Genomic DNA, 18,857 nt, shown 5'->3' on the forward strand with positions numbered 1-18,857 from the left:
GCCTAGAGGCCCTCGTACAGGCGGCCAGGGTTGAAGACCCCGGCCGGATCGAACGCGTTCTTGAGATTGCGCTGCAAGGCCAGCATGGGCACCGTCAGCGGATGGAACACGGCCCCCTCTCGCGCCCCGTTGCGAAACAGGGTCGCATGCCCTCCCAGGGACGCCACCCGCGCCCGGATCTCGTCCGACGGCAGATCAGAGCGCACCCAGCGCTGGGCGCCACCCCACTCCACCAGCTGGGCCGCATCCAGTTGAACGGCGAGGGCATCGCTCGGCACAGACAGGCGCCAGAGGGGGCCAGAAAGCGGGGCACCACCGGTAAAGAAGGCATCCGTCTGCTCACGTAGCCCACGCCAGCGCGCATCGGCGACTGCATCGGGAATGCGCTCGCCGCCCAGCCGGGCAATCGCGGCATCCACCGCTGCCGCCGCCCCGGAGAGCCGCAGCTCAAGGATTCCGCCTTGCCAGACACTGGCCGAGATAGGGAGGGGCTGGCCGCCCCAAGCGTTGAGCTGGTGCAGGGCCGCCGCTTCGCCCATTTCGAAGCGCAGACTGGCCTCGGCCACCGGCTTTGGAAGCACCTTCAGCGACAGGTCGACAATTAGCCCGAGGGTGCCAAGACTACCGGCCAAAACCCTGGACACATCGTAGCCGGCGACGTTTTTCATCACCTCACCACCAAAGCGCAGCAACTCACCGCGCCCGTCGATCACGCGGGCCCCGAGGATGAAGTCTCGCACGCCGCCTACCGCCGCCCGTCGCGGCCCGGCCAGACCGGCGGCAATGCAGCCACCCACGGTGGCGCCGGGCCCGAAGTGCGGCGGCTCGAAGGCCAGCATCTGCCCCCGGGCTGCCAGTTCGGCCTCCAGCGCAATCAAGGGGGTGCCGGCGCGTACCGTCACCACCAGCTCGCTCGGTTCGTAATTGATGATGCCGTGACAGCCGCGGGTATCGAGGAGCTCCCCCTGCTCCGGCCGGCCCAGGAAGAGCTTCGTTCCGCCCCCCCGGATGCACAGGGCCCTGCCGCCGGCTGCCGCATCCAGGACGCGCTCGCGCCACTGCCGAATCAGGTCATCCATGCTCATTCACCCTTTTTTCCATGTCTGCCCGTCCGTCCCCACCAGCAGCCCCGCTCCGCTCCCGACGTTGCGCCAGCCGCCCCGCCGTGCGCAGCCCCATCCAGGTGCCAACCAAAGACAGCACCGGTACGGCGACGAAGAGGAACTGCAGCCATCCTTCGGAAATCATGTTCATCAGAAGCGCGGCAGATCGGGATGGGCCGCGGGTTGGCTGGCGCTCATCCGCTCACGGCCATATTCTGCGCAGCGATTGAGAGTCGGGATGGCCTTGCCCGGATTAAGCAGGCCGGCCGGATCAAACGCTGCCTTGATCCGATGAAAGGCGCCGATCTCCGGCGTGGCGAACTGGCTGCACATCTGGTTGATCTTCTCGATGCCGACCCCATGCTCGCCAGTGATGGTGCCGCCCAGAGCCACCGACAGCTCCAGGATCTCGGCGCCGAAAGCCTCGGCAGTGTGCTGGTCGCCGGGCTTGTTGGCATCGAAGAGGATCAGCGGATGCAGGTTGCCGTCGCCAGCGTGGAAAACATTGATGCAACGCATGGCGTACTTCTTCTCCATCGCCTGGATGGCCTGCAGCATTTCGCCGAGGCGTTTCCTCGGGATGGTCCCGTCCATGCAGTAGTAGTCCGGAGAGATCCGCCCAGCCGCGGGAAAGGCCGCCTTGCGCCCGGCCCAGAAACGCAGGCGCTCGGCTTCGTCCCGGGACACCCGGACCTCGGTGGCGCCCGACTCCTTCAGCAAGGCGCGCACCCGCCCGATCTCCTCGCTCACCTCCTCCGGCGTGCCGTCGGATTCGCACAGCAGAATGGCCTGGGCGTCAAGAGGGTAGCCCGCATGCACAAACTCCTCGACCGCCGCCGTGGCAGGCTGGTCCATCATCTCCAGCCCCGCCGGAATGATGCCGGCGGCAATGATCCGGGCCACGGCGTCACCGGCCTTGATCACATCGTCAAAGGCCGCCAGCACGCACTGGGCCAGCTGGGGTTTGGGGGTGAGCTTGACCGTGACCTCGGTTACCACCGCCAGCATGCCCTCGGACCCAGTGACCAGGGGCAGCAGGTCGTAACCCGGCGCATCCAGCCCCAGGCTGCCGAACTCGATGATGTCACCGTTGATGGTCACGCCCCGGACCTTGAGCAGGTTGTGGATGGTCAGGCCGTACTTGAGGCAATGCACACCACCCGAGTTCTCGGCCACATTGCCGCCAATGGTGCAGGCGATCTGGGACGAAGGATCGGGGGCGTAATACAGCCCATGGGGCGCAGCAGCCTCGGAAATGGCCAGGTTGCGAACCCCGGGCTGCACCACCGCCCGCCGCGCATGGGCATCGATGGCAATTATCCGGCACAGGCGTGCGAGGGACAGCACCACCCCGAAGCGGTGCGGCTGGGCACCGCCGGAGAGTCCGGTGCCGGCGCCCCGGGCAACCACCGGAACCCCCTGCCCGGCGCAGATCTTCAGAATGGCCACCACCTGGGCTTCGGTCTCGGGCAGGACCACGACCAGCGGCATCTGCCGCAGGGCCGCCATACCGTCACACTCGTAGGGGCGCAGATCCTCCGGGTCGTGGAGCACACTGGCCTCGGGCAGAACACCCAGCAGTGCCCGCACCAAGCGCTGGACATCAACCCGCGAAAAATCCCCCTCGATCTGGCCGAAACCGGGAACCCCAGACTTCTCGCCCATCACGCCATCCCCTTGTCGACATGCTGAACGCCGGTAGCCGGCGGGGTCGGCACCGCCACTCCGAGTCGCCCAGCAGCATTGATCAGATGTTGGTGGGCAGCCTGCCCCGCCGCCTCGGCATCCCCCGACGCGATGGCCTCGAAGACAGCCCGATGCTCGTCCTGGGCGGCCCGAGCAAGGCCCCGAAAAACCCCGTCAGCACTCCACGTTGGTGCCCGCGAGGCTGAAAACTCCTGACTCACGAAGGCCACGAAACGGCCGATCAGCGGATTGCCGCTTGCCTCGGCAATGGCACAGTGAAAGTCGTCGTCGAACGACGCCCCGTCTTCCCCGCACGCCACCGCCTCTTCCATCCGCGCCAGGGCCGCCGCCATAGCCTTCAGTTGCACCGGCGTGTGGCGCAGCGCCGCCCGCTCTGCCGCCGCCACCTCAATAATCAGACGCAACTCGAAAATCTCACCGGTAACGCCCGCTCCCCCCATGCTGCGTTCCATACGGAACACCCCTGCCCCGGGGCGTCGGACCACGAAGGCCCCTGCACCCTGTCGACTCTCCACCAACCCATCAGCCTTGAGACGGGCAATCGCCTCCCTCACCACGGCGCGACTGACCGCAAACTCTTCAGACAGACGGGCCTCCGTCGGCAGACGCTCACCCGGGGCAAACGCCCCGCTCCAGATGCGCTCGCCCAGCACCGCCCCTACCTCTTCGGAGAGGCGCTGGGGGCGGGGAATACGAGGCAGGCGGGATAGGGTCATTTGTCTACTTGTCAGACAAGTTTCTCCGCAGTCTAGAAGATGAGCGCGCAATAGGCAAAAGCGCCCTGCTCGGAACGGGCAGTCAAGCACGGGGCCGGCAAATGCAGGACTGCGCACCGTGACGAACGGCTGATTCCATTCCCTCCAGACCTGCCTTGCGCACCTACCAACTAGTAGATAATATTTCTGACCAGAACCATAAGCGGAAACACCCCACCAAGCCCCAAAAGGAGGAGCATCGTGATCAAACTGACAAGCGCGCTGGCCTGCGCCTTGCTGCTGGCAAACATCACCCCATTACCGACACAGGCCGCCGAACGGCCCTCTGACCCCCTTGCCTCCCCACGCTGGGGCGATATGGAAAAGGGCATTCTGTCTGGAGCGACCTATGTCTTCGACGCACGGGTGAAGGTCGAGGCGCCCGACACCGCAGAAAACCCACTCAACGTCCCCATCACCATCGACGCCACCGGGCTCTCCGACGTAAAGGAAATCCTGGTCTTCGCCGACTTCAACCCCATTCTTGAAATCCTGCGCTTCTATCCCGATGCGGCCCCTGCCTATCTCGGTTTCCGCGTAAAACTGCAGCAATCGACCCCTGTCAGAGCGGCAGTACGTACCGGCGACGGGGTCTGGCATATCGGGGGCACCCTCGTGAACACGGTGGGCGGTGGCTGCACAGCCCCATCCATGGGCGCCACCTCGCCGGAGTGGCAGAAGCGCCTGAACGAAGTCACAACCCGAACCTGGAACGAAGGCCCCATGTCGGGCCGACTGCGCATGCGCATCATTCATCCCATGGACACCGGGCTGATTCCCGGCATCCCCCCTTTCCACATCGAGTCTGTCGTCCTCAGCGACGAGGCGGGCCGCCCCCTGGCCAGGCTGGAAGTCTCCCAACCGGTCAGCGAGAACCCGGTATTCACCCTCAACCGGGGCAGCACCACGGGTACCCTGAACGCACGCGGACGGGACAACAATGGAAACACCTTCAACGTGAGGATTCCCCAATGAGGCGCTTCATCTCAATCGTCGTCGCCTGCCTGTCCTGTCACGCCTGGGCCGCCGATGCCGACTACCACCTTACCCCCCTGGCCGTCGCCGACGGCGTGTACGCATTCGTCGGCGAGCAGGCCGACTTCAATCCCTCGAATGGGGGCAACATCGTCAATACGGGCTTCATTGTCGGCACGGAGGGCGTCATCGTCATCGACACCGGGCCATCCCGGCAATACGGCGAGCAGATGCGCGCGGCCATCGCCCGGATCACACCCAAGCCGATCGCTCTGGTCATCAACACCCACCACCACCCCGACCACTTCCTGGGCAACCAGGCTTTCGCCGATACCCCCATCGGTGCCCTGGCGGGAACCCGCAAGGGCATCACCACCGAAGGTGACGCCTTTGCCGAGAACCTGTTCCGCCTGACCGGTAGCTGGATGTCCGGCACCGAGCTCAAGGCTCCGGACCAGATCCTCCAGGCCGGCCCCCTGAAAGCCGGCGGCAGATCGCTGATCCTGCTCGCCATGAAAGGACATACGGACGCAGATCTGGCCGTCTTCGACGCGGACAGCGCAACCCTCTTCGCCGGCGACCTGGTCTTCAACCTGCGCGCGCCCACCACGCCCCACGCCCACCTGGAGCACTGGAAAGACACCCTCCGCGCGCTCGACGCATTCATGACGACCCAGCGGGTCCGGGTACTCGTACCAGGACACGGGCCGATCGCCCGGAACGCCGCTCCCATCGCCTGGACCCGTGACTGGCTGACCTGGCTGGACACCAGTCTGCGTGAGGCCGCCGCCGACGGCCTCGACATGAACGAGACCCTGACCCGCCCCCTCCCCGAGGTCTACCGGAACATTCCCGTGGCCGGGGCGGAATACAGGCGTTCGGTCGGGCACCTCTTTCCCGCCGCCGAAGCCGGCGCACTCCAGCCCAACAACTGACCCGCCCCCGCCCGGAGAGCGGCCTGGCAGGTTCTCCGGTGCGGGCAGAGGTGATAGCCTTGCGCCCATGACCACCCCCACCCGCGACCAACTGCTCGCCGAAGCGGAAAACCTGATTCGCCGAGGCGGCTACTCAGCATTCTCGTATGCCCATCTGACCGAAAAGATCGGCATCACCAAGGCGAGCATCCACTATCACTTCCCCACCAAGCAGCGGCTCGCCGAAGAAGTGGTGGATGTGGCCCAGGCCCGGTTTGCCGCAGCCCTGGCAGACATCGAAGCAGGCAATACGCATGTGGCCGACCAGCTGCGTCAGTATGCAACGCTCTTCCTGGATGGTTTCGAGGCCAGCCTGCGCCCCCTGTGCGGAGCCCTGTCGGCCGAACTCGCGGCCCTGCCGCCCGGCCTGCACGAGCGGACCGCCGCCTACTTCCGGCTGCACCTCGACTGGCTCTCCCGCGTCCTGGACCAGGGTATCGCTAACGGCCAGCTGCGCTGGGCCCGCGGCAGCAAGGCCCTGGCCAGACTGCTCCTGGCGACACTCGAAGGGGGTAACCTGATCGGCAGAGCCCTGGGCTCCCGGGAAGATGTCCTGCAGGGCTTCGAGCAGGTGCTTGCCCTGGCGGGAGCACCTGCGGCGGACTAAAAGATGGGCACGAGCTTGTAGCCCTGGGTCTGATAGCCGATCAGTGAGATGAAACCGTCGGCCACAACGCTCAGGCCCTCGTGCAGAGAGGCGTTATCCACGCCCATCACCTGCGTCGCAATCGCACACACCTCCTGGCGAACCCCCATGGCCGCCAACTCCCGGACCAGGATGGCCACCGCCTCAAGGGCATCCTCGTGTTCGACCAGCAGTTTCGGATCGGGCCGGGAGGACAGGTAACGCACTGTTTCACCGATATACACCAGGATCAGATCGGGCTTCACGCCCTGCCTGCCAAGGCCCTGGTGCGTCCGCTTGATGATGCTGAGATAGAAGGCGGTCTTGCGGGGATTGCTGAAGTCGATCAGGAAAACGCCCTTGCCTTCACTCACCCCCCGCAGCGCCATGGCATCGTTTGGTTCGGGGGCGACAGCATATGCGGTCGACTGGCTGGCCAGGGCACCTGCAGCAAGGCTCAGGGCAAACAAGGTACGGCGGAACGATCGTGTCATGGGAAATCTCCGTGCTCCCGCCGGAAGCGGGTCATCTCACCAACATGGGTTCGAGAGAATACCAACCAACTGGTAGGTATGTACAACACGGCATGCACTGGAGCCTTGCTTACCCCTGCATCCATCCCAGGGAAGCCATGCTCGTCCCCGACGGGACGTACTCAGCCCCCACCCAGCCCGAGTAGCCGATAGCATCCAGATGACTGAACAAAAAGGGAAAATTGATCTCTCCCGTGCCAGGTTCATGGCGCCCCGGGTTATCGGCAAACTGAATGTGACCAACCCTCGGCAGGAGCTTGGCCAAAGTCAAGGCCAGCTCCCCCTCCATCACCTGGGCGTGGAAGATGTCGTATTGCAGGAGGAGGTTGGGGCGATCAGCATCATCCATGATCGAAACGGCCGCCGCACTGCGGTCCACCAGAAAACGCGGTGTATCCCGGCTGTTGAGGGGTTCGATCAGCACTTCTCGCCCCGCAGGGCCAAACAGGTCGGCGGCAAAGCGCAAGTTGCCGATCAGCGTATCCCGCAGAACGGCTTCGGAGATGCCGTCGGGACGCAGACCCGCCAGACAGTTCACCCTCGGGCACCCCAGTGCCTCTGCCCAGGCTGCCGCCTTGTCTACCCCGGCGCGAAACTCGGCCTGCCGCTCGGGCAGGCAGGCAATGCCCCGCTCCCCCGCTGCCCAGTTTCCGGCCGGAAAATTGAACAGCACCACCTCCACCCCGGCCCGGCGTGCCGCATCGGCCACCTCGTCCACGGGGAAATCATAAGGAAAGTGGAACTCCACGCCCCGGAACCCGCAGGCATGAGCAGCAGCAAAACGGTCAAGAAAGGGCAGGTCGAGAAACAGGAAGGACAGGTTGGCAGAAAAGCGGGGCATCGAAGAGGTCCGTAAAACACATGAATATTGCGCCGAATCTTACCGTCCGGACCGCCCGGAGGGCAGTGCGAGGCCCCAAACCCCGTCGTTTGATGGGTTATCATGCGCAACTTGACCAAAAAACAAAGCACACCCCACCAATGATCCGCAAACTGCTGCGCCGTGTGTTCCGCCGCGCCGCACCCACCAACACCGTCTCCGAACCCGCAGTGATTCCGGTGGCCCGCCACGGCGTACGCCGGGACCAAATCTCACCGGCCGCCAACAAGGTCTGCACCACGCTCCAGGAGGCGGGGCACAAGGCCTACGTGGTTGGCGGCGCGGTTCGCGACATCATCGTCGGCCAGACCCCGAAGGATTTCGACGTAGCCACCAGTGCCACCCCCGAAGAGGTCCGCGCCCTCTTCCGCCGCTCCCGCATCATCGGCCGACGCTTCAAGATCGTGCATGTGATGAGCGGCCCCGAGACCATCGAGGTCTCCACGTTCCGGGCCATGCAGGACGCCGAGGGCACCGAAACCGACGAGCACGGCCGGGTACTGCGCGACAACGTATTCGGCTCCATGGCCGAAGACGCCACCCGCCGCGACTTCACTGTCAACGCCCTGTACTACAACCCCAGCGACGAAACCGTCATCGACTACCACCACGGCGTGGCCGACCTGCAACAGAAGACCCTGCGCATGATCGGCGACCCGCGGGTGCGCTACCGCGAAGACCCGGTGCGCATGCTGCGTGCCGCCCGCCTGGGCGCCAAGCTCGGCCTGTCCATCGATCCCGCCGCCCGGGGCCCGATCCGCGAGATGGCCGACCTCCTCGAAAACGTGCCGCCGGCGCGCCTCTTCGACGAGATGCTCAAGCTGCTGATGTCAGGCCATGCGGTGAAATGCCTGCGTCAGCTGCGCGAGGAAGGCCTGCACCATGGCCTGCTACCCCTGCTCGACGTGATTCTCGAACAGCCCATGGGCGAACGCTTCGTGTGGCTGTCCCTCGAGAACACCGACGCACGCGTACGCCAGGGCAAGCCTGTGTCCCCCGGCTTCCTGTTTGCCACCCTGCTATGGCACGAGGTGCTGGTGGACTGGGACGCCCGCAAGGCCAACGGCGAGCACTCGCAACCGGCACTTTTCGAAGCCATGGATTCGGTGCTCGAACGACAGTCCGGCAAGCTCGCCATCACCCGCCGCATCGCCGGCGACATCAAGGAGATCTGGGCGCTGCAACCGCGCTTTGAAAAGCGCGCCGGCAAGACCCCTTATCGCCTGCTGGAGCAGCCGCGCTATCGTGCCGGCTGGGATTTCCTGCGCCTGCGCGCCCAATCGGGCGAGCTCCCGATGGAACTGCCCGACTGGTGGGAAGCCTTCGCCGACGCCCATCCCGAGGCCCGCGAAAGCATGCTGGTGCCGGACAAGAGCGGCACCGCCAAGAAACGCCGCCGCCGCCGCAAGCCTGCAGGCACGGTCTCAAGCCCGTTGGGCGAATGAGCGCCATCCTGCCCCAACAACGCGCTCGCAGAACAGTCCATCAGGGCGAAAGTACTTCACAGTGAACACCCCCCCTCAGTCCATCCGCGCCTTCGTGGCACTGGGTGCCAACCTCGGTGAGCCGGTCATGCACCTGCGGGCCGCCGTCGAGGATCTGGCAGCCCTGCCCGGTACGCGGGTGACGGCCCGTTCGTCCCTCTATCGCAGCGCGCCGGTCGGGCTTCTCAACCAGCCCGATTTCATCAATGCCGTGGTGGCGCTAGACACCGACCTGCCGCCCCTCGCGCTGCTCCGTCATCTCCTCGCCATCGAGGCACGGCATGGCCGTGTGCGCAGTGTGGCCAACGCCCCGCGCACCCTCGACCTCGACCTCCTGCTACACGGCGATACGGTGCTCCAAGGTGACGAACTGACCCTGCCTCACCCGCGCATGCACCAGCGTGCCTTCGTGCTGCGCCCCCTGCTGGAAATCGCCGCCGACCTGACCCTCCCCGGCCTGGGCCCGGCCCGGGACTACCTCCCCGCCGTGGCCGGCCAGGAGATCACCCTGTTCGGGCCCCTGTAATGCCGATCTGGATCCAGACCGCGCTGCTGCTGGCCGCGTCCAACGTGTTCATGACGTTCGCCTGGTACGGGCATCTCAAGAACCTGGCCACCTCGCCCTGGTATATCGCCGCCTTCATCAGCTGGGGCATCGCCCTGTTCGAGTATCTGCTGCAGGTACCGGCCAACCGCATCGGGGCCCAGGAACTCAATCTCGCTCAACTCAAGATCATGCAGGAAGCGATCACCCTGGTGGTGTTCGTGCCCTTTGCCATTTTCTACATGCAGCAACCCCTCAAGCTTGACTACCTGTGGGCCGCCCTGTGTATCCTAGGCGCTGTCTATTTCATCTTCCGCGCCTGAAAGGCGAAGTCACCCCATGCTCGAGAAAGCGCGCTACATTGTCGTGGAAGGCCCCATCGGCGCAGGCAAAACCACCCTCGCCCGGCGCCTGGCCGAGCGCCTCAATGCCGATACGCTGCTTGAGAACCCGGCGGCCAACCCCTTTCTCGGACGCTTCTACCAAAACATGGAACGGTGGGGACTGCCCACCCAGATCGCCTTCCTGTTCCAGCGCAGCGAACAACTCGCTGCAGCCCCCCACGATCCGCACCGTCGCCTGGTGTCCGACTTCCTGATCGACAAGGACCCGCTGTTTGCCGAACTCAACCTGGCCGAAGACGAACTCAAGCTTTACCGCCAGCTTTACGAGCACCTCAAACCCAGCGTCCAAAAGCCGGATCTGGTGATCTATCTGCAGGCCCAGCCAGACATCCTGATCGACCGGGTGCGCAAACGTGGCGTCGAATCAGAACGCAAGATCAGCGAGCCCTACTTGCAGCGGGTGGCCGAAAGCTATGCCACCTTCTTTCATCACTACGATGCAGCCCCCCTCTTCATCGTCAATGCCGAATCCCTCAACCCGGTGGACAAGGAAGAAGATTTCGAACTGCTCTTCTCCCGACTCCACGCCATGCGCAGCTACCGGGAGTTCTTCGGCTACGCCGGCTGAAACCCATCTGGCTCGAGCCCTGGCCGCGACCACGTCGGCAGAGCAGCTGGCTGCAAGATGAACCTGAAGCCTTTCCCACTTCCGCCTTTGAAGTCCCCTTGTGCCACGCACAAGAATGGGGTTAACTGCCGCCGCGAGGAGGAACAGCAATGAGCTACCTACAAGAAAACAGCAAACCCGTCACCCTGTTCGAGTTGGGCAAGATGCGCGCCGAAGGGCGCAAGATCGTCATGCTCACCGGCTACGACGCCAGCTTCGCCGCGCTGCTGGAGCGCTGCGGTGTGGACGTGATCCTGGTCGGCGACTCCCTGGGCAATGTTCTGCAGGGCCAGAAGACTACCCTGCCGGTCAGCATGGAGCACATGGTTTACCACACCGAGTGCGTGGCCCGGGGCAGCGCCCGGCCGCTGATCGTCACCGACATGCCCTTCGGCAGCTATGCCGAGAGCCCGGAGCAGGCCATGCGCAATGCCGCCCGCCTGATGGCAGCCGGCGCCCAGATGGTCAAGCTCGAAGGCGGCGCCTTCATGGCCGAGACGGTGCGTTTCCTTGTCGAGCGTGGCGTGCCCGTGTGTGCCCACATCGGCCTGACCCCCCAATCGGTGCACCAGCTAGGCGGCTATCGCGTCCAGGGCCGCAGTGATGCGGGAGCAGCCATCCTCAAGACCGACGCCCTGGCCCTGGAACAGGCTGGTGCGGCGCTGATCGTCATGGAAATGGTACCGGCCAGCCTGGCCGCCGATGTCACCACCAGCCTGAGCTCCATGGCCACGATCGGCATCGGTGCCGGGGTCGATTGCCACGGCCAGGTGCTGGTGCTCCATGACCTGATCGGTGTTTTCCCCGGAAAACGCCCGCGCTTTGCCCGCAACTTCATGGAAGGCGCCGCCAGCTTGGACGATGCCGTCTCCCGTTACGTCGCCGACGTCAGGGAAGGTCGCTTCCCTGGCCCCGAACACAGCTACTGATACCCCGACCATGCAGATCCATCCCCGCATTGCCGAACTGCGTACAGCCCTTTCCGGCGCCGGTCGCGTCGCGTTCGTGCCCACCATGGGCAACCTCCACGACGGTCACATCGCCCTGATGCGCCAGGCCCGCGCCCACGCCGACGTGGTGGTGGCGAGCATCTTCGTCAATCGCCTGCAGTTCGGTCCGAAGGAAGATTTCGACAAATATCCCCGCACCTTCGAGAATGACAGCGCGCGGCTGAACGACGCTGGAGTGGACTTCCTGTTCGCCCCGGATGAAAGAGAGATGTACCCCAGCCCCCAGCGCTACCACGTGGAGCCCGACCCGGCCCATGTGAATATCCTCGAAGGCGCAGTTCGCCCCGGCCACTTTGGCGGGGTGGCCACGGTAGTGCTGAAGCTCTTCAACATCGTTCAGCCTGACGTAGCGCTGTTCGGCAAGAAGGACTACCAGCAACTGATGGTGCTGAAGAACATGGTCCGCGAACTGGCCCTGCCCATCGAAGTGGTGGCGGGCGAAACCATCCGCGCCGACGACGGCCTCGCCCTGTCGTCCCGCAACGGCTACCTGAGTGCCGCCGAACGCGCAGAGGCACCGCGACTGCACCGCCAACTGGCAATGATTCAGCGCAGGGTCGGCGCCGGCGAGCGTGATTTTTTGCGCCTCGAAACCGAGGCCACGGCCGAACTCGCCGCCCACGGCTGGCAGCCGGACTACATTGCCATCCGCCAGCGCAGCGACCTGCAGGCCCCCCAGGGCGATGCTTCGCTGGTCGTACTCGGGGCAGCAAGGCTGGGTAACACCCGCCTCATCGACAATCTGGAAATCTGAGGGTCGCAAACCCTCTGCTGGCCGGGAAAATCAGGCGCTAGGATGGAGACCCGCGGCGATCATCAGCTCGCCGTGACGTTCATGTCGTTCGATCTGGCCAAAGAGCTCGGCCAAGGCCATGCACTGGCGAACATCCTCAAGCAGCAGATTGCTGCTCACGCACAGGCTCGTCTCGCTGATCTCCGCCCCCGACGCGCAGGCCGCCCGAATCGCCCGGACAAGCTCTGGATAGAGGGGATCGCGCTGCAGCAGCGCAGCCAGACGCACTCGCACATGGGGCACGACGTGGGACTTTCTGGGGTACTGCTGCAGCCGCAGGCAGGCTTGCAGCACGCTGTCGCGCACCTGGCGATGATGCCCTTGAGCCTGCCCCCGGGCGATACGGTCAATGGACAACTGCCAGTCAGAGGGAATGCGCCGCAGCTCCACGGCACGCTCGCGCCAGGCCTGCCAGGCAATCATCCCGAGGGCCAGCAGGCCAAGGGCAGCAAACAGATGGGCATCCATGATCGGGCTCCGTGCAACGTGTACTGATGCCCGAAGGGTAGAGGCCCCGACGCCAGCCGCACTGGCGACTAATTCACACCGAGATGCAAATCCCGGGCGTTCCGATGTAAATAATCGTCGTCTACGCGAAATGAATCACGGATCTGGCATACCGCCGCCTGTCAGGTCATGCTCCGCGCATCCGACACGGCCCCCCGCCGCTCCGGCATATCGGCACTCCAGTTGTCGACGATGCGCTCAAGACGATAGCCATTGCCATAGGCCGCACTGAGACGAAAACCCGCCTCGGGGCGCAGGCCAAGCTTCTTGCGGATCCGGCTGACATGGGTATCCACCGTCCGGGACACAGCCAGCAGCGCGCTTCCCCACACCGCTTCAAGCAGATGCCCGCGAGACAGGGTACGCCCCAGGTTGCGGAACAGAAACAGCGCCAACTCGAACTCCTTGTCGGTCAGGGCCACGGGAGCCCCCCTGACGAGGATGCCCTTGGTGACCACGTCGAAACGGTACGGTGGCATATCGAGGAAATTGGTGCTGCCGAAATAACAGGGATTGCGTCGGCGCAGGATCGCCCCCACCCGAGCCACTATCTCCCGGATACTGACCGGGCCAACGATGAAATCATCGGCACCACTGCCCAGTGCTTCCGCGAGCTCCCCTTCGTCGTCTTGGCAATTGAAGAAAATAACAGAGCACTCGGTGTCCGACCCGCTGCGCAACTCCCGCAACACCCCACCGGCATCAACCCCGACCCAGTCGAGCAGGAAGAGATCGAAACTCTCCCGCATGGCCTCTCGTATAAGGACACGGGGATCGGTGTAGTGATGAACGTGGTGCCCTGCCCCCTCAAGCGCACTCCCAAGACCCCCAATCTGTCCATACTCGGCATGCAACAGCGCCAAGCGCATTCAGTTTTACCTCCTCATCGACCGACACCATAATGCCGAACAAATATTTTAGCGATCAACGGCATGGAAGGAAAATGCTGACCAATCCTGACCGGCTAAAGCATCCGGACGTAGCCGTTGAAGCGATAGCCATGACCGTAGCTGGACACCAGCGGCAGCTTCATGCCGCATTTCGCCGCAACCTTGGCCCGCAGCCGGCTGACCAACGCCTCCAGCCGCGCCTCGGTGTAGCCCGACGTCTCCGCCGCCAGCTCGGCCACCAGATCGCCCCGACTCGCCCGGCGCTCAGCATCGCCGAACAGGGCATGCAGCAGACACCGCTCCGGCAGGTTGATGACCATGCTCTGTCCGTTGGGTGCGCGCAGCAGATGCGCCTCCCGATCCAGTACCCACGGGCTCGGCACCGGGCAGGGAACAGGCCTGGGTGCCGGCGAGTGCAGGCAGCGATGCACGCTGATCAACGTCGCCTCAAGCTCTTCCGGATCGACGGGATGCACCAGACAGGCATCTGCGCCTTCCCGGAGACCGGTGATGCGCAATGCCTTGTCGGCTTCAGCAACGCACAGGATCACGCCGCAACCGGTATAGCTGCGCAGACGCCGCCCGAAGACCAGCCCGTCGCCGTCCGGCAAACGTGCATCCACCACCACCAAGCCCACCGGCTCGAACACCAGCAACTCAGCCTGGGCTATGGACGTGGCCCAGCGCACTCGAAAGCCAGCCTGACCCAGGTACTCGGCGAGCTCTCCACAGACCGCCGGATCGCGTTTCACCAGAATTACGGGAAGATCCCTCACACCGCCTCCCACCTGCAGCCCCGTCCATGCTCGGGCCCTACGGATGGATGCCCTTTCCCAAAATCCCTCGAACCCACCCTCCCCTGGCCGCGATGCCGGCAGGCAGAAGGCTCCAATGCGCACGGGAATTCGAGTCGAGATGTTAGGGGAAGCACAGAGCCTAAAACGGGCACTGACAAATGATTGCAATTGCGGGCCTCACCCCGCCCTGCCCTCCCTCTCAAGCCCCGCTGCGAAGCGCAGAAAGCGCAACGCCAGCGATGCGGGCGGACGGGCATGGGCAGACAGCCGCTGACAGCGCGGCAGCGGGCTGGAGGGGCTCCTGTAACAGGCAAAAAAGGCCCGCCGCCCCTTGCGCTCCGGCTAACTTGGCTCCAAGCTATATGCTCTGAGCAGCCGGAGCCTGCAGGCCCTCCGGCGCATCGAAACCAACAATAAGGAGGGTAGACAATGGCAGCAACGGTTCAGCAGATTCTTCAGAACAAAGGCGGCTCCACCCATTCGGTCACTCCCGCCACGACCGTGCTCGAAGCGCTCAAACTGATGGCCGAGCGCAACGTCAGTGCAGTGCTGGTCACCGAGGGTCAGCGCCTCGTGGGGATCTTCACCGAGCGCGATTACGCCCGCAAGGTCGTACTCAAGGGCCTGGCTTCCAAGGACACGTTGGTCGGCGACCTGATGACCCAGAACGTCCTCACGGTTTCCCCCAGCCACACCATTGATGACTGTATGGCCATCATGACCAACAACCACATCCGCCACCTGCCGGTCGTTGCCCAGGGTCAGCTGGCGGGTATCGTCAGTATCGGTGATGCAGTCAAATCGGTGATGGAGCAGCAACAGGCGACCATCGACCAGCTCTCAGGCTACATTGCGGGTGGCATGACCACCTGATATCCCGGCGAACACAGTGCTTCCCCGCGCCACGCTGCCGTGGCCGGGCTCACGTAGACGCATCACCAGGCTCCTGTTGCGGCTCCCGCCCTTCGCCTGACGACTCGGCAGCGGCGGGAAACACCACCACTATTGCCAACCCCTCACCGCCGTCCTTGCGCACCAGGCCTGGCCCAAAGCTCAGGCGCGCACCAAGAATGCGCACAATGCGGGCAACGATGGACAGGCCCAGACCGCAGCCCTCCGCATCCTCGTCACTGCCCCTGGCAAAGCGCGTCAGCATCTTGTCCCGCAGGGCCGGCTCAATGCCCGGTCCGTCGTCCGCTACCTTCAGGCGGCGACCCTCGACATCCACCGTCACATGCACTGCCCCGCCTTCAGGGGTATAGCGCAACGCGTTATCCACCAGATTGCGCAGCAAGACCTCCAGCCACCAACGGTTGCCAAGCACCTGCAGCATCCCCTGGGCATCCAGCGACAGGCTCTGCTGACGACGCAAGGCCTGAGGTGCCAGGGCGGAACAGATGCTGCGTGAAAGTTCAACCATATCCACCCTTGGCCCGTCCGCAAGAGCCGCGTCGGGATCCAGGCGGGCCAGGGTGAGCAGCTGCTCGACAAGATGCGTCATCCGGTCGACCCCGGAGAGCACCTGCGCCAACGCATGCCCGCGCACGCCTGCATCGGCGGCCCGATGCGCCACCTGGGCCTGAACCTTGAGGGCGGCCAGGGGCGTGCGCAGTTCGTGGGCAGCATCCGCAGTGAAGCGGCGCTCATTGTCGAGGGCCTCTCCGAGGCGCTGCACCAGCGCATCCAGGGAACTCACCAGCGGCGCGATCTCGGCCGGAACGGGGCCCTTGATCTGCACCGGAGTCAGATGGCTGGGGCTCAGCCCCCCTAGCGCGGCGGCCACCGCATCCACCGGACGCAGCGCCCGCCCCACCACCACCCAGATCCCCAGGGCAATGAGGGGCAGACCAATCAGGATGGGAGCAAGCAGGTGCAGCGCAATCTCACCAGCCAGCCGGTAGCGGGCCCCATGGTTCTGGCCGACGATCACCCGGTAACGGCTGTGGTCATGATCCACGGTATAGAAGCGCCACAGCTCCCCCTGCTGATCGTGCTCGTCAAAGCCCGGCCCCCGCGTTGCCGGCACATCCGGCATTTCCGCCGAGCGCACCAGCAGGCGCCAGCCCTCGCCCGTTTCCTCGCGCTGCCAGGCCTGGAAAGCCACCGGCAACTGGTAGTCATGCTGGTGCTCGGCCATTTCATGAGCCACGTGCTCGGGCTCCCCCGCCGCAACAATAGCCAGCAGGGTTTCCGCCACCTGTACAAGTTGAGCATCGAAAAGCTCATCCGCCTCACCGTGGGCGGTACGGAAGGCCACCATGGCCGACAGGCTCCACAACACGGCGACCACCGCAATCAACAGGCCCACCAAGCGGCGACGCAGGGAATAGACTTGCCGCACCCCACTCATCGTGCCGCCTCATCGATCAGGTAACCAACCCCGCGCACCGTCCGGATCAGATCGCTCCCCAGCTTGCGGCGCAGATGGTGGATGTGGACCTCCAGCGCATTGCTTTCCACGGCATCGCCCCACGCATACAGCTGCTCCTCCAGCACCCGCCGCGTCAGCACCCGTCCGGCAGCATCGAGCAATACCCGCAACAGGTCGAACTCCCGACTGGTCAGGCTCACCGCCTCACCGCGCAGCATCACGGTGCGGGCCGCCGGATCGATGACCAGCTCACCGTGACGCAAGCAGGCGTCGGCTCGCCCGCTGGCACGGCGCACCAGGGCACGCAGGCGCGCCGCCAGCTCGTCAAGATCGAAGGGTTTAACCATGTAGTCGTCAGCGCCCAGATCAAGACCCCGCACCTTGTCGGATATCTGGTCCCGGGCAGTAAGGATCATCACCGGTACGGCGTTGCCGGCACTGCGCAGGCTGCCCAGCACCGACAAGCCATCCCGCCGGGGCAGCCCAAGGTCGAGAAGGACAGCGGCAAAGCCCTCCCCCGCCAGCGCAGCCAGTGCTGCCTCGCCATCGCGCACCCAGTCGACGACGAAACCCGCGGCAGCCAGCCCCGCCTGCACACCGTCGCCCAGCATTCGGTCATCCTCCACCAGCAAAACCCGCATTCAGTCCTTCCTCCGCTGATATCCCCCCGACAAGCGGGCAGAGCATGCTCCTCCCGGCGTCTTAATCAAAGCTTAAGACTGCCCGCAACCAGGCTTAAGCTTGCCTTAAGGCCGCCGCCGCAAAATGAGGCTATCCCAATCTCCGTCCTGCCTACCCCAATGCTTGCCGGCCTACCCACCCTCTCGCTCCTCGCCGCTCTGATCACCGCTGGCGTCCGCCCGGTCGCCGCCGAATCCGGCGCAAATTTCATTGCCCTGACACCGGCCCAAAGCGCGGCGCTGGGCATCACCACCCGTCCGCTGGAAGCCGCCGGCAGCGCTGCGGCAACCGGCCTGCCTGCCACAATAAGCATTCCCAACGCCCAGCAAAGAGTGATTGCCGCACCACTGGCCGGCGTCATCGAGCAGCTCGAAACCGCCCCCGGCCTCAATGTGGGCAAGGGCCAGGTGCTGGTGCGCATCAGCAGCCCGCAGGCTCTCGAACTACAACGCGACCGCCTCCAGGCCGACGCCCAGGCAACCCTCGCCCGCCAGAGCCTGCAGCGGGACGAACAGCTCTATCGGGAGGGCTTGATCGCCGAATCCCGCCTCCAGGCCAGCCGGGCCAACGCCGCCCAGGCCGCAGCCCAGGCCGCCGAACGCCGCCAGGAGCTGACCCTGGCCCAACACAGCGGCGGCCACACCCTCAGCCTGGTAGCCCCCATCGCCGGCAACGTGCTTGAGCAGCATGTCAGTGTCGGCCAGCGGGTCGAACAGTCCGCCCCCCTTTATCGCATCGCCCGACTCGATCCGCTGTCCGTGGAAATCCAGGCTCCCCTCTCTGTGGCCAGCCAGGCACGGGTCGGCACGGCACTGCGCATTCCTGCAGCGGGTGCCAGTGGCGAGCTGGTGGCCGTCGGCCGGGCGGTGGACCCAGCCAACCAGAGTGTGCTGTTGCGTGGTCTGATCACCCGGGGGGCCCAGAACCTGCGCCCCGGGCAGGCTGCCACCGTAGACCTGGAATTGCCCGCCGCAGCATCGGGCACCGGCAGCGCCCGCGTGCCCATGGCCGCAGTACTGCGTCGCCTGGACCGGCAATGGGTTTTCGTGGTCAGCCGGGACGGCAACGCCACCGGCTATCGGGCCATGCCAATACTCGTCGAGGGCCGGGTAGGCGACTCAGCCATCGTCACCGGGCTCCCCGGCAACGCGGTGATCGTGACCGGCGGGGTGGCCGCGCTGAAAGCCAACTGGCTGGGCATCGGAAAGGAGTAAGCC

Annotated in this window: 22 protein-coding genes; 11 read left to right on the forward strand and 11 right to left on the reverse strand. The window is 65.0% G+C overall.

All coding sequences use genetic code 11. The features are described from left to right. Positions 1-2: 2 nt before the first annotated feature. From glcE to PHI64_RS06950, 4 genes are read right to left on the reverse strand one after another with little or no spacing between them, the layout of a single operon-like run. Positions 3-1,079 (reverse strand): glycolate oxidase subunit GlcE, encoded by a 1,077-nt coding sequence (gene glcE, locus PHI64_RS06935; protein ID WP_299880655.1) that lies wholly within the window; start codon positions 1,077-1,079, stop codon positions 3-5. Further along, entirely contained in the window at positions 1,072-1,254 is a 183-nt protein-coding gene (locus PHI64_RS06940; protein WP_299880658.1) for a hypothetical protein, read from the reverse strand. The genes glcE and PHI64_RS06940 overlap by 8 nt, the downstream gene beginning before the upstream one ends. Next, positions 1,254-2,768, reverse strand: coding sequence for an FAD-linked oxidase C-terminal domain-containing protein (locus tag PHI64_RS06945; protein ID WP_299880661.1), 1,515 nt, complete (start codon positions 2,766-2,768; stop codon positions 1,254-1,256). The genes PHI64_RS06940 and PHI64_RS06945 overlap by 1 nt, the downstream gene beginning before the upstream one ends. Then, entirely contained in the window at positions 2,768-3,526 is a 759-nt protein-coding gene (locus PHI64_RS06950) for a FadR/GntR family transcriptional regulator (RefSeq protein ID WP_299880664.1), read from the reverse strand. The genes PHI64_RS06945 and PHI64_RS06950 overlap by 1 nt, the downstream gene beginning before the upstream one ends. Before the next feature lie 240 nt (positions 3,527-3,766). Between PHI64_RS06950 and PHI64_RS06955 the strand changes: the two genes are divergently transcribed. The 3 genes from PHI64_RS06955 to PHI64_RS06965 all read left to right on the forward strand — a co-directional run bounded on the left by PHI64_RS06955 (position 3,767) and on the right by PHI64_RS06965 (position 6,121). After that, entirely contained in the window at positions 3,767-4,540 is a 774-nt protein-coding gene (locus PHI64_RS06955; protein WP_299880667.1) for a quinoprotein dehydrogenase-associated SoxYZ-like carrier, read from the forward strand. Continuing rightward, positions 4,537-5,475 carry a quinoprotein relay system zinc metallohydrolase 1 gene (locus PHI64_RS06960; protein ID WP_299880669.1) on the forward strand — a complete coding sequence of 313 codons (939 nt, stop codon included), beginning with the start codon at positions 4,537-4,539 and terminating at the stop codon, positions 5,473-5,475. The genes PHI64_RS06955 and PHI64_RS06960 overlap by 4 nt, the downstream gene beginning before the upstream one ends. A gap of 67 nt (positions 5,476-5,542) precedes the next feature. Further along, positions 5,543-6,121, forward strand: coding sequence for a TetR/AcrR family transcriptional regulator (locus PHI64_RS06965; RefSeq protein ID WP_299880673.1), 579 nt, complete (start codon positions 5,543-5,545; stop codon positions 6,119-6,121). Here PHI64_RS06965 and PHI64_RS06970 read toward each other — a convergent pair. Beyond that, positions 6,118-6,633, reverse strand: coding sequence for a DsrE family protein (locus PHI64_RS06970; RefSeq protein ID WP_299880676.1), 516 nt, complete (start codon positions 6,631-6,633; stop codon positions 6,118-6,120). The genes PHI64_RS06965 and PHI64_RS06970 overlap by 4 nt on opposite strands. Positions 6,634-6,742: 109 nt before the next feature. Further along, a complete protein-coding gene (gene hyi / locus PHI64_RS06975; protein WP_299880679.1) occupies positions 6,743-7,513 on the reverse strand; it encodes a hydroxypyruvate isomerase in 771 nt (256 codons plus the stop codon). Positions 7,514-7,653: 140 nt separating this feature from the next. Here hyi and pcnB point away from each other — a divergent pair, with 140 nt between their 5' ends. From pcnB to panC, 6 genes are all read left to right on the forward strand, one after another. Further along, entirely contained in the window at positions 7,654-8,997 is a 1,344-nt protein-coding gene (gene pcnB / locus PHI64_RS06980; RefSeq protein ID WP_299880682.1) for a polynucleotide adenylyltransferase PcnB, read from the forward strand. A 61-nt stretch (positions 8,998-9,058) separates the two neighbouring features. After that, positions 9,059-9,562, forward strand: a complete 504-nt coding sequence (gene folK / locus PHI64_RS06985; RefSeq protein ID WP_299880685.1) for a 2-amino-4-hydroxy-6-hydroxymethyldihydropteridine diphosphokinase — start codon at positions 9,059-9,061, stop codon at positions 9,560-9,562. After that, positions 9,562-9,903: a DMT family protein gene (locus PHI64_RS06990; protein WP_299880688.1), complete on the forward strand. Its 342-nt coding sequence runs from the start codon at positions 9,562-9,564 to the stop codon at positions 9,901-9,903. Before folK ends, PHI64_RS06990 begins: the two co-directional genes overlap by 1 nt. A gap of 16 nt (positions 9,904-9,919) precedes the next feature. Further along, positions 9,920-10,552, forward strand: a complete 633-nt coding sequence (locus PHI64_RS06995; protein ID WP_299880691.1) for a deoxynucleoside kinase — start codon at positions 9,920-9,922, stop codon at positions 10,550-10,552. Positions 10,553-10,701: 149 nt separating this feature from the next. Next, positions 10,702-11,520, forward strand: a complete 819-nt coding sequence (gene panB / locus PHI64_RS07000) for a 3-methyl-2-oxobutanoate hydroxymethyltransferase (protein WP_299880694.1) — start codon at positions 10,702-10,704, stop codon at positions 11,518-11,520. A 10-nt stretch (positions 11,521-11,530) separates the two neighbouring features. After that, positions 11,531-12,355, forward strand: coding sequence for a pantoate--beta-alanine ligase (gene panC, locus PHI64_RS07005; protein ID WP_299880697.1), 825 nt, complete (start codon positions 11,531-11,533; stop codon positions 12,353-12,355). Between the two features lie 30 nt (positions 12,356-12,385). Here panC and PHI64_RS07010 read toward each other — a convergent pair whose 3' ends face one another. The 3 genes from PHI64_RS07010 to PHI64_RS07020 form a co-directional block, all read right to left on the reverse strand. Beyond that, positions 12,386-12,862, reverse strand: coding sequence for a hypothetical protein (locus tag PHI64_RS07010; RefSeq protein ID WP_299880699.1), 477 nt, complete (start codon positions 12,860-12,862; stop codon positions 12,386-12,388). A gap of 161 nt (positions 12,863-13,023) precedes the next feature. Further along, positions 13,024-13,650, reverse strand: a complete 627-nt coding sequence (locus tag PHI64_RS07015; RefSeq protein WP_299880702.1) for a response regulator transcription factor — start codon at positions 13,648-13,650, stop codon at positions 13,024-13,026. A gap of 215 nt (positions 13,651-13,865) precedes the next feature. After that, positions 13,866-14,543 carry a response regulator transcription factor gene (locus PHI64_RS07020; RefSeq protein WP_299880706.1) on the reverse strand — a complete coding sequence of 226 codons (678 nt, stop codon included), beginning with the start codon at positions 14,541-14,543 and terminating at the stop codon, positions 13,866-13,868. Between the two features lie 474 nt (positions 14,544-15,017). Here PHI64_RS07020 and PHI64_RS07025 point away from each other — a divergent pair, with 474 nt between their 5' ends. Beyond that, on the forward strand, positions 15,018-15,461 hold the full coding sequence (locus PHI64_RS07025; protein ID WP_296564001.1) for a CBS domain-containing protein: 444 nt from the start codon (positions 15,018-15,020) through the stop codon (positions 15,459-15,461). Positions 15,462-15,510: 49 nt separating this feature from the next. Here the strand turns inward: PHI64_RS07025 and PHI64_RS07030 are convergent, their stop codons facing one another. Next, complete coding sequence (locus PHI64_RS07030; RefSeq protein WP_299880713.1) at positions 15,511-16,938, reverse strand: ATP-binding protein; 1,428 nt, start codon at positions 16,936-16,938, stop codon at positions 15,511-15,513. Further along, on the reverse strand, positions 16,935-17,600 hold the full coding sequence (locus PHI64_RS07035) for a response regulator (protein ID WP_299880716.1): 666 nt from the start codon (positions 17,598-17,600) through the stop codon (positions 16,935-16,937). The genes PHI64_RS07030 and PHI64_RS07035 overlap by 4 nt, the downstream gene beginning before the upstream one ends. Before the next feature lie 159 nt (positions 17,601-17,759). Here PHI64_RS07035 and PHI64_RS07040 point away from each other — a divergent pair, with 159 nt between their 5' ends. Continuing rightward, positions 17,760-18,854 (forward strand): efflux RND transporter periplasmic adaptor subunit, encoded by a 1,095-nt coding sequence (locus PHI64_RS07040; RefSeq protein ID WP_299880719.1) that lies wholly within the window; start codon positions 17,760-17,762, stop codon positions 18,852-18,854. Positions 18,855-18,857: the final 3 nt, after the last annotated feature.

The organism is Zoogloea sp., assembly GCF_028689785.1.
Classification (GTDB): domain Bacteria; phylum Pseudomonadota; class Gammaproteobacteria; order Burkholderiales; family Rhodocyclaceae; genus Zoogloea.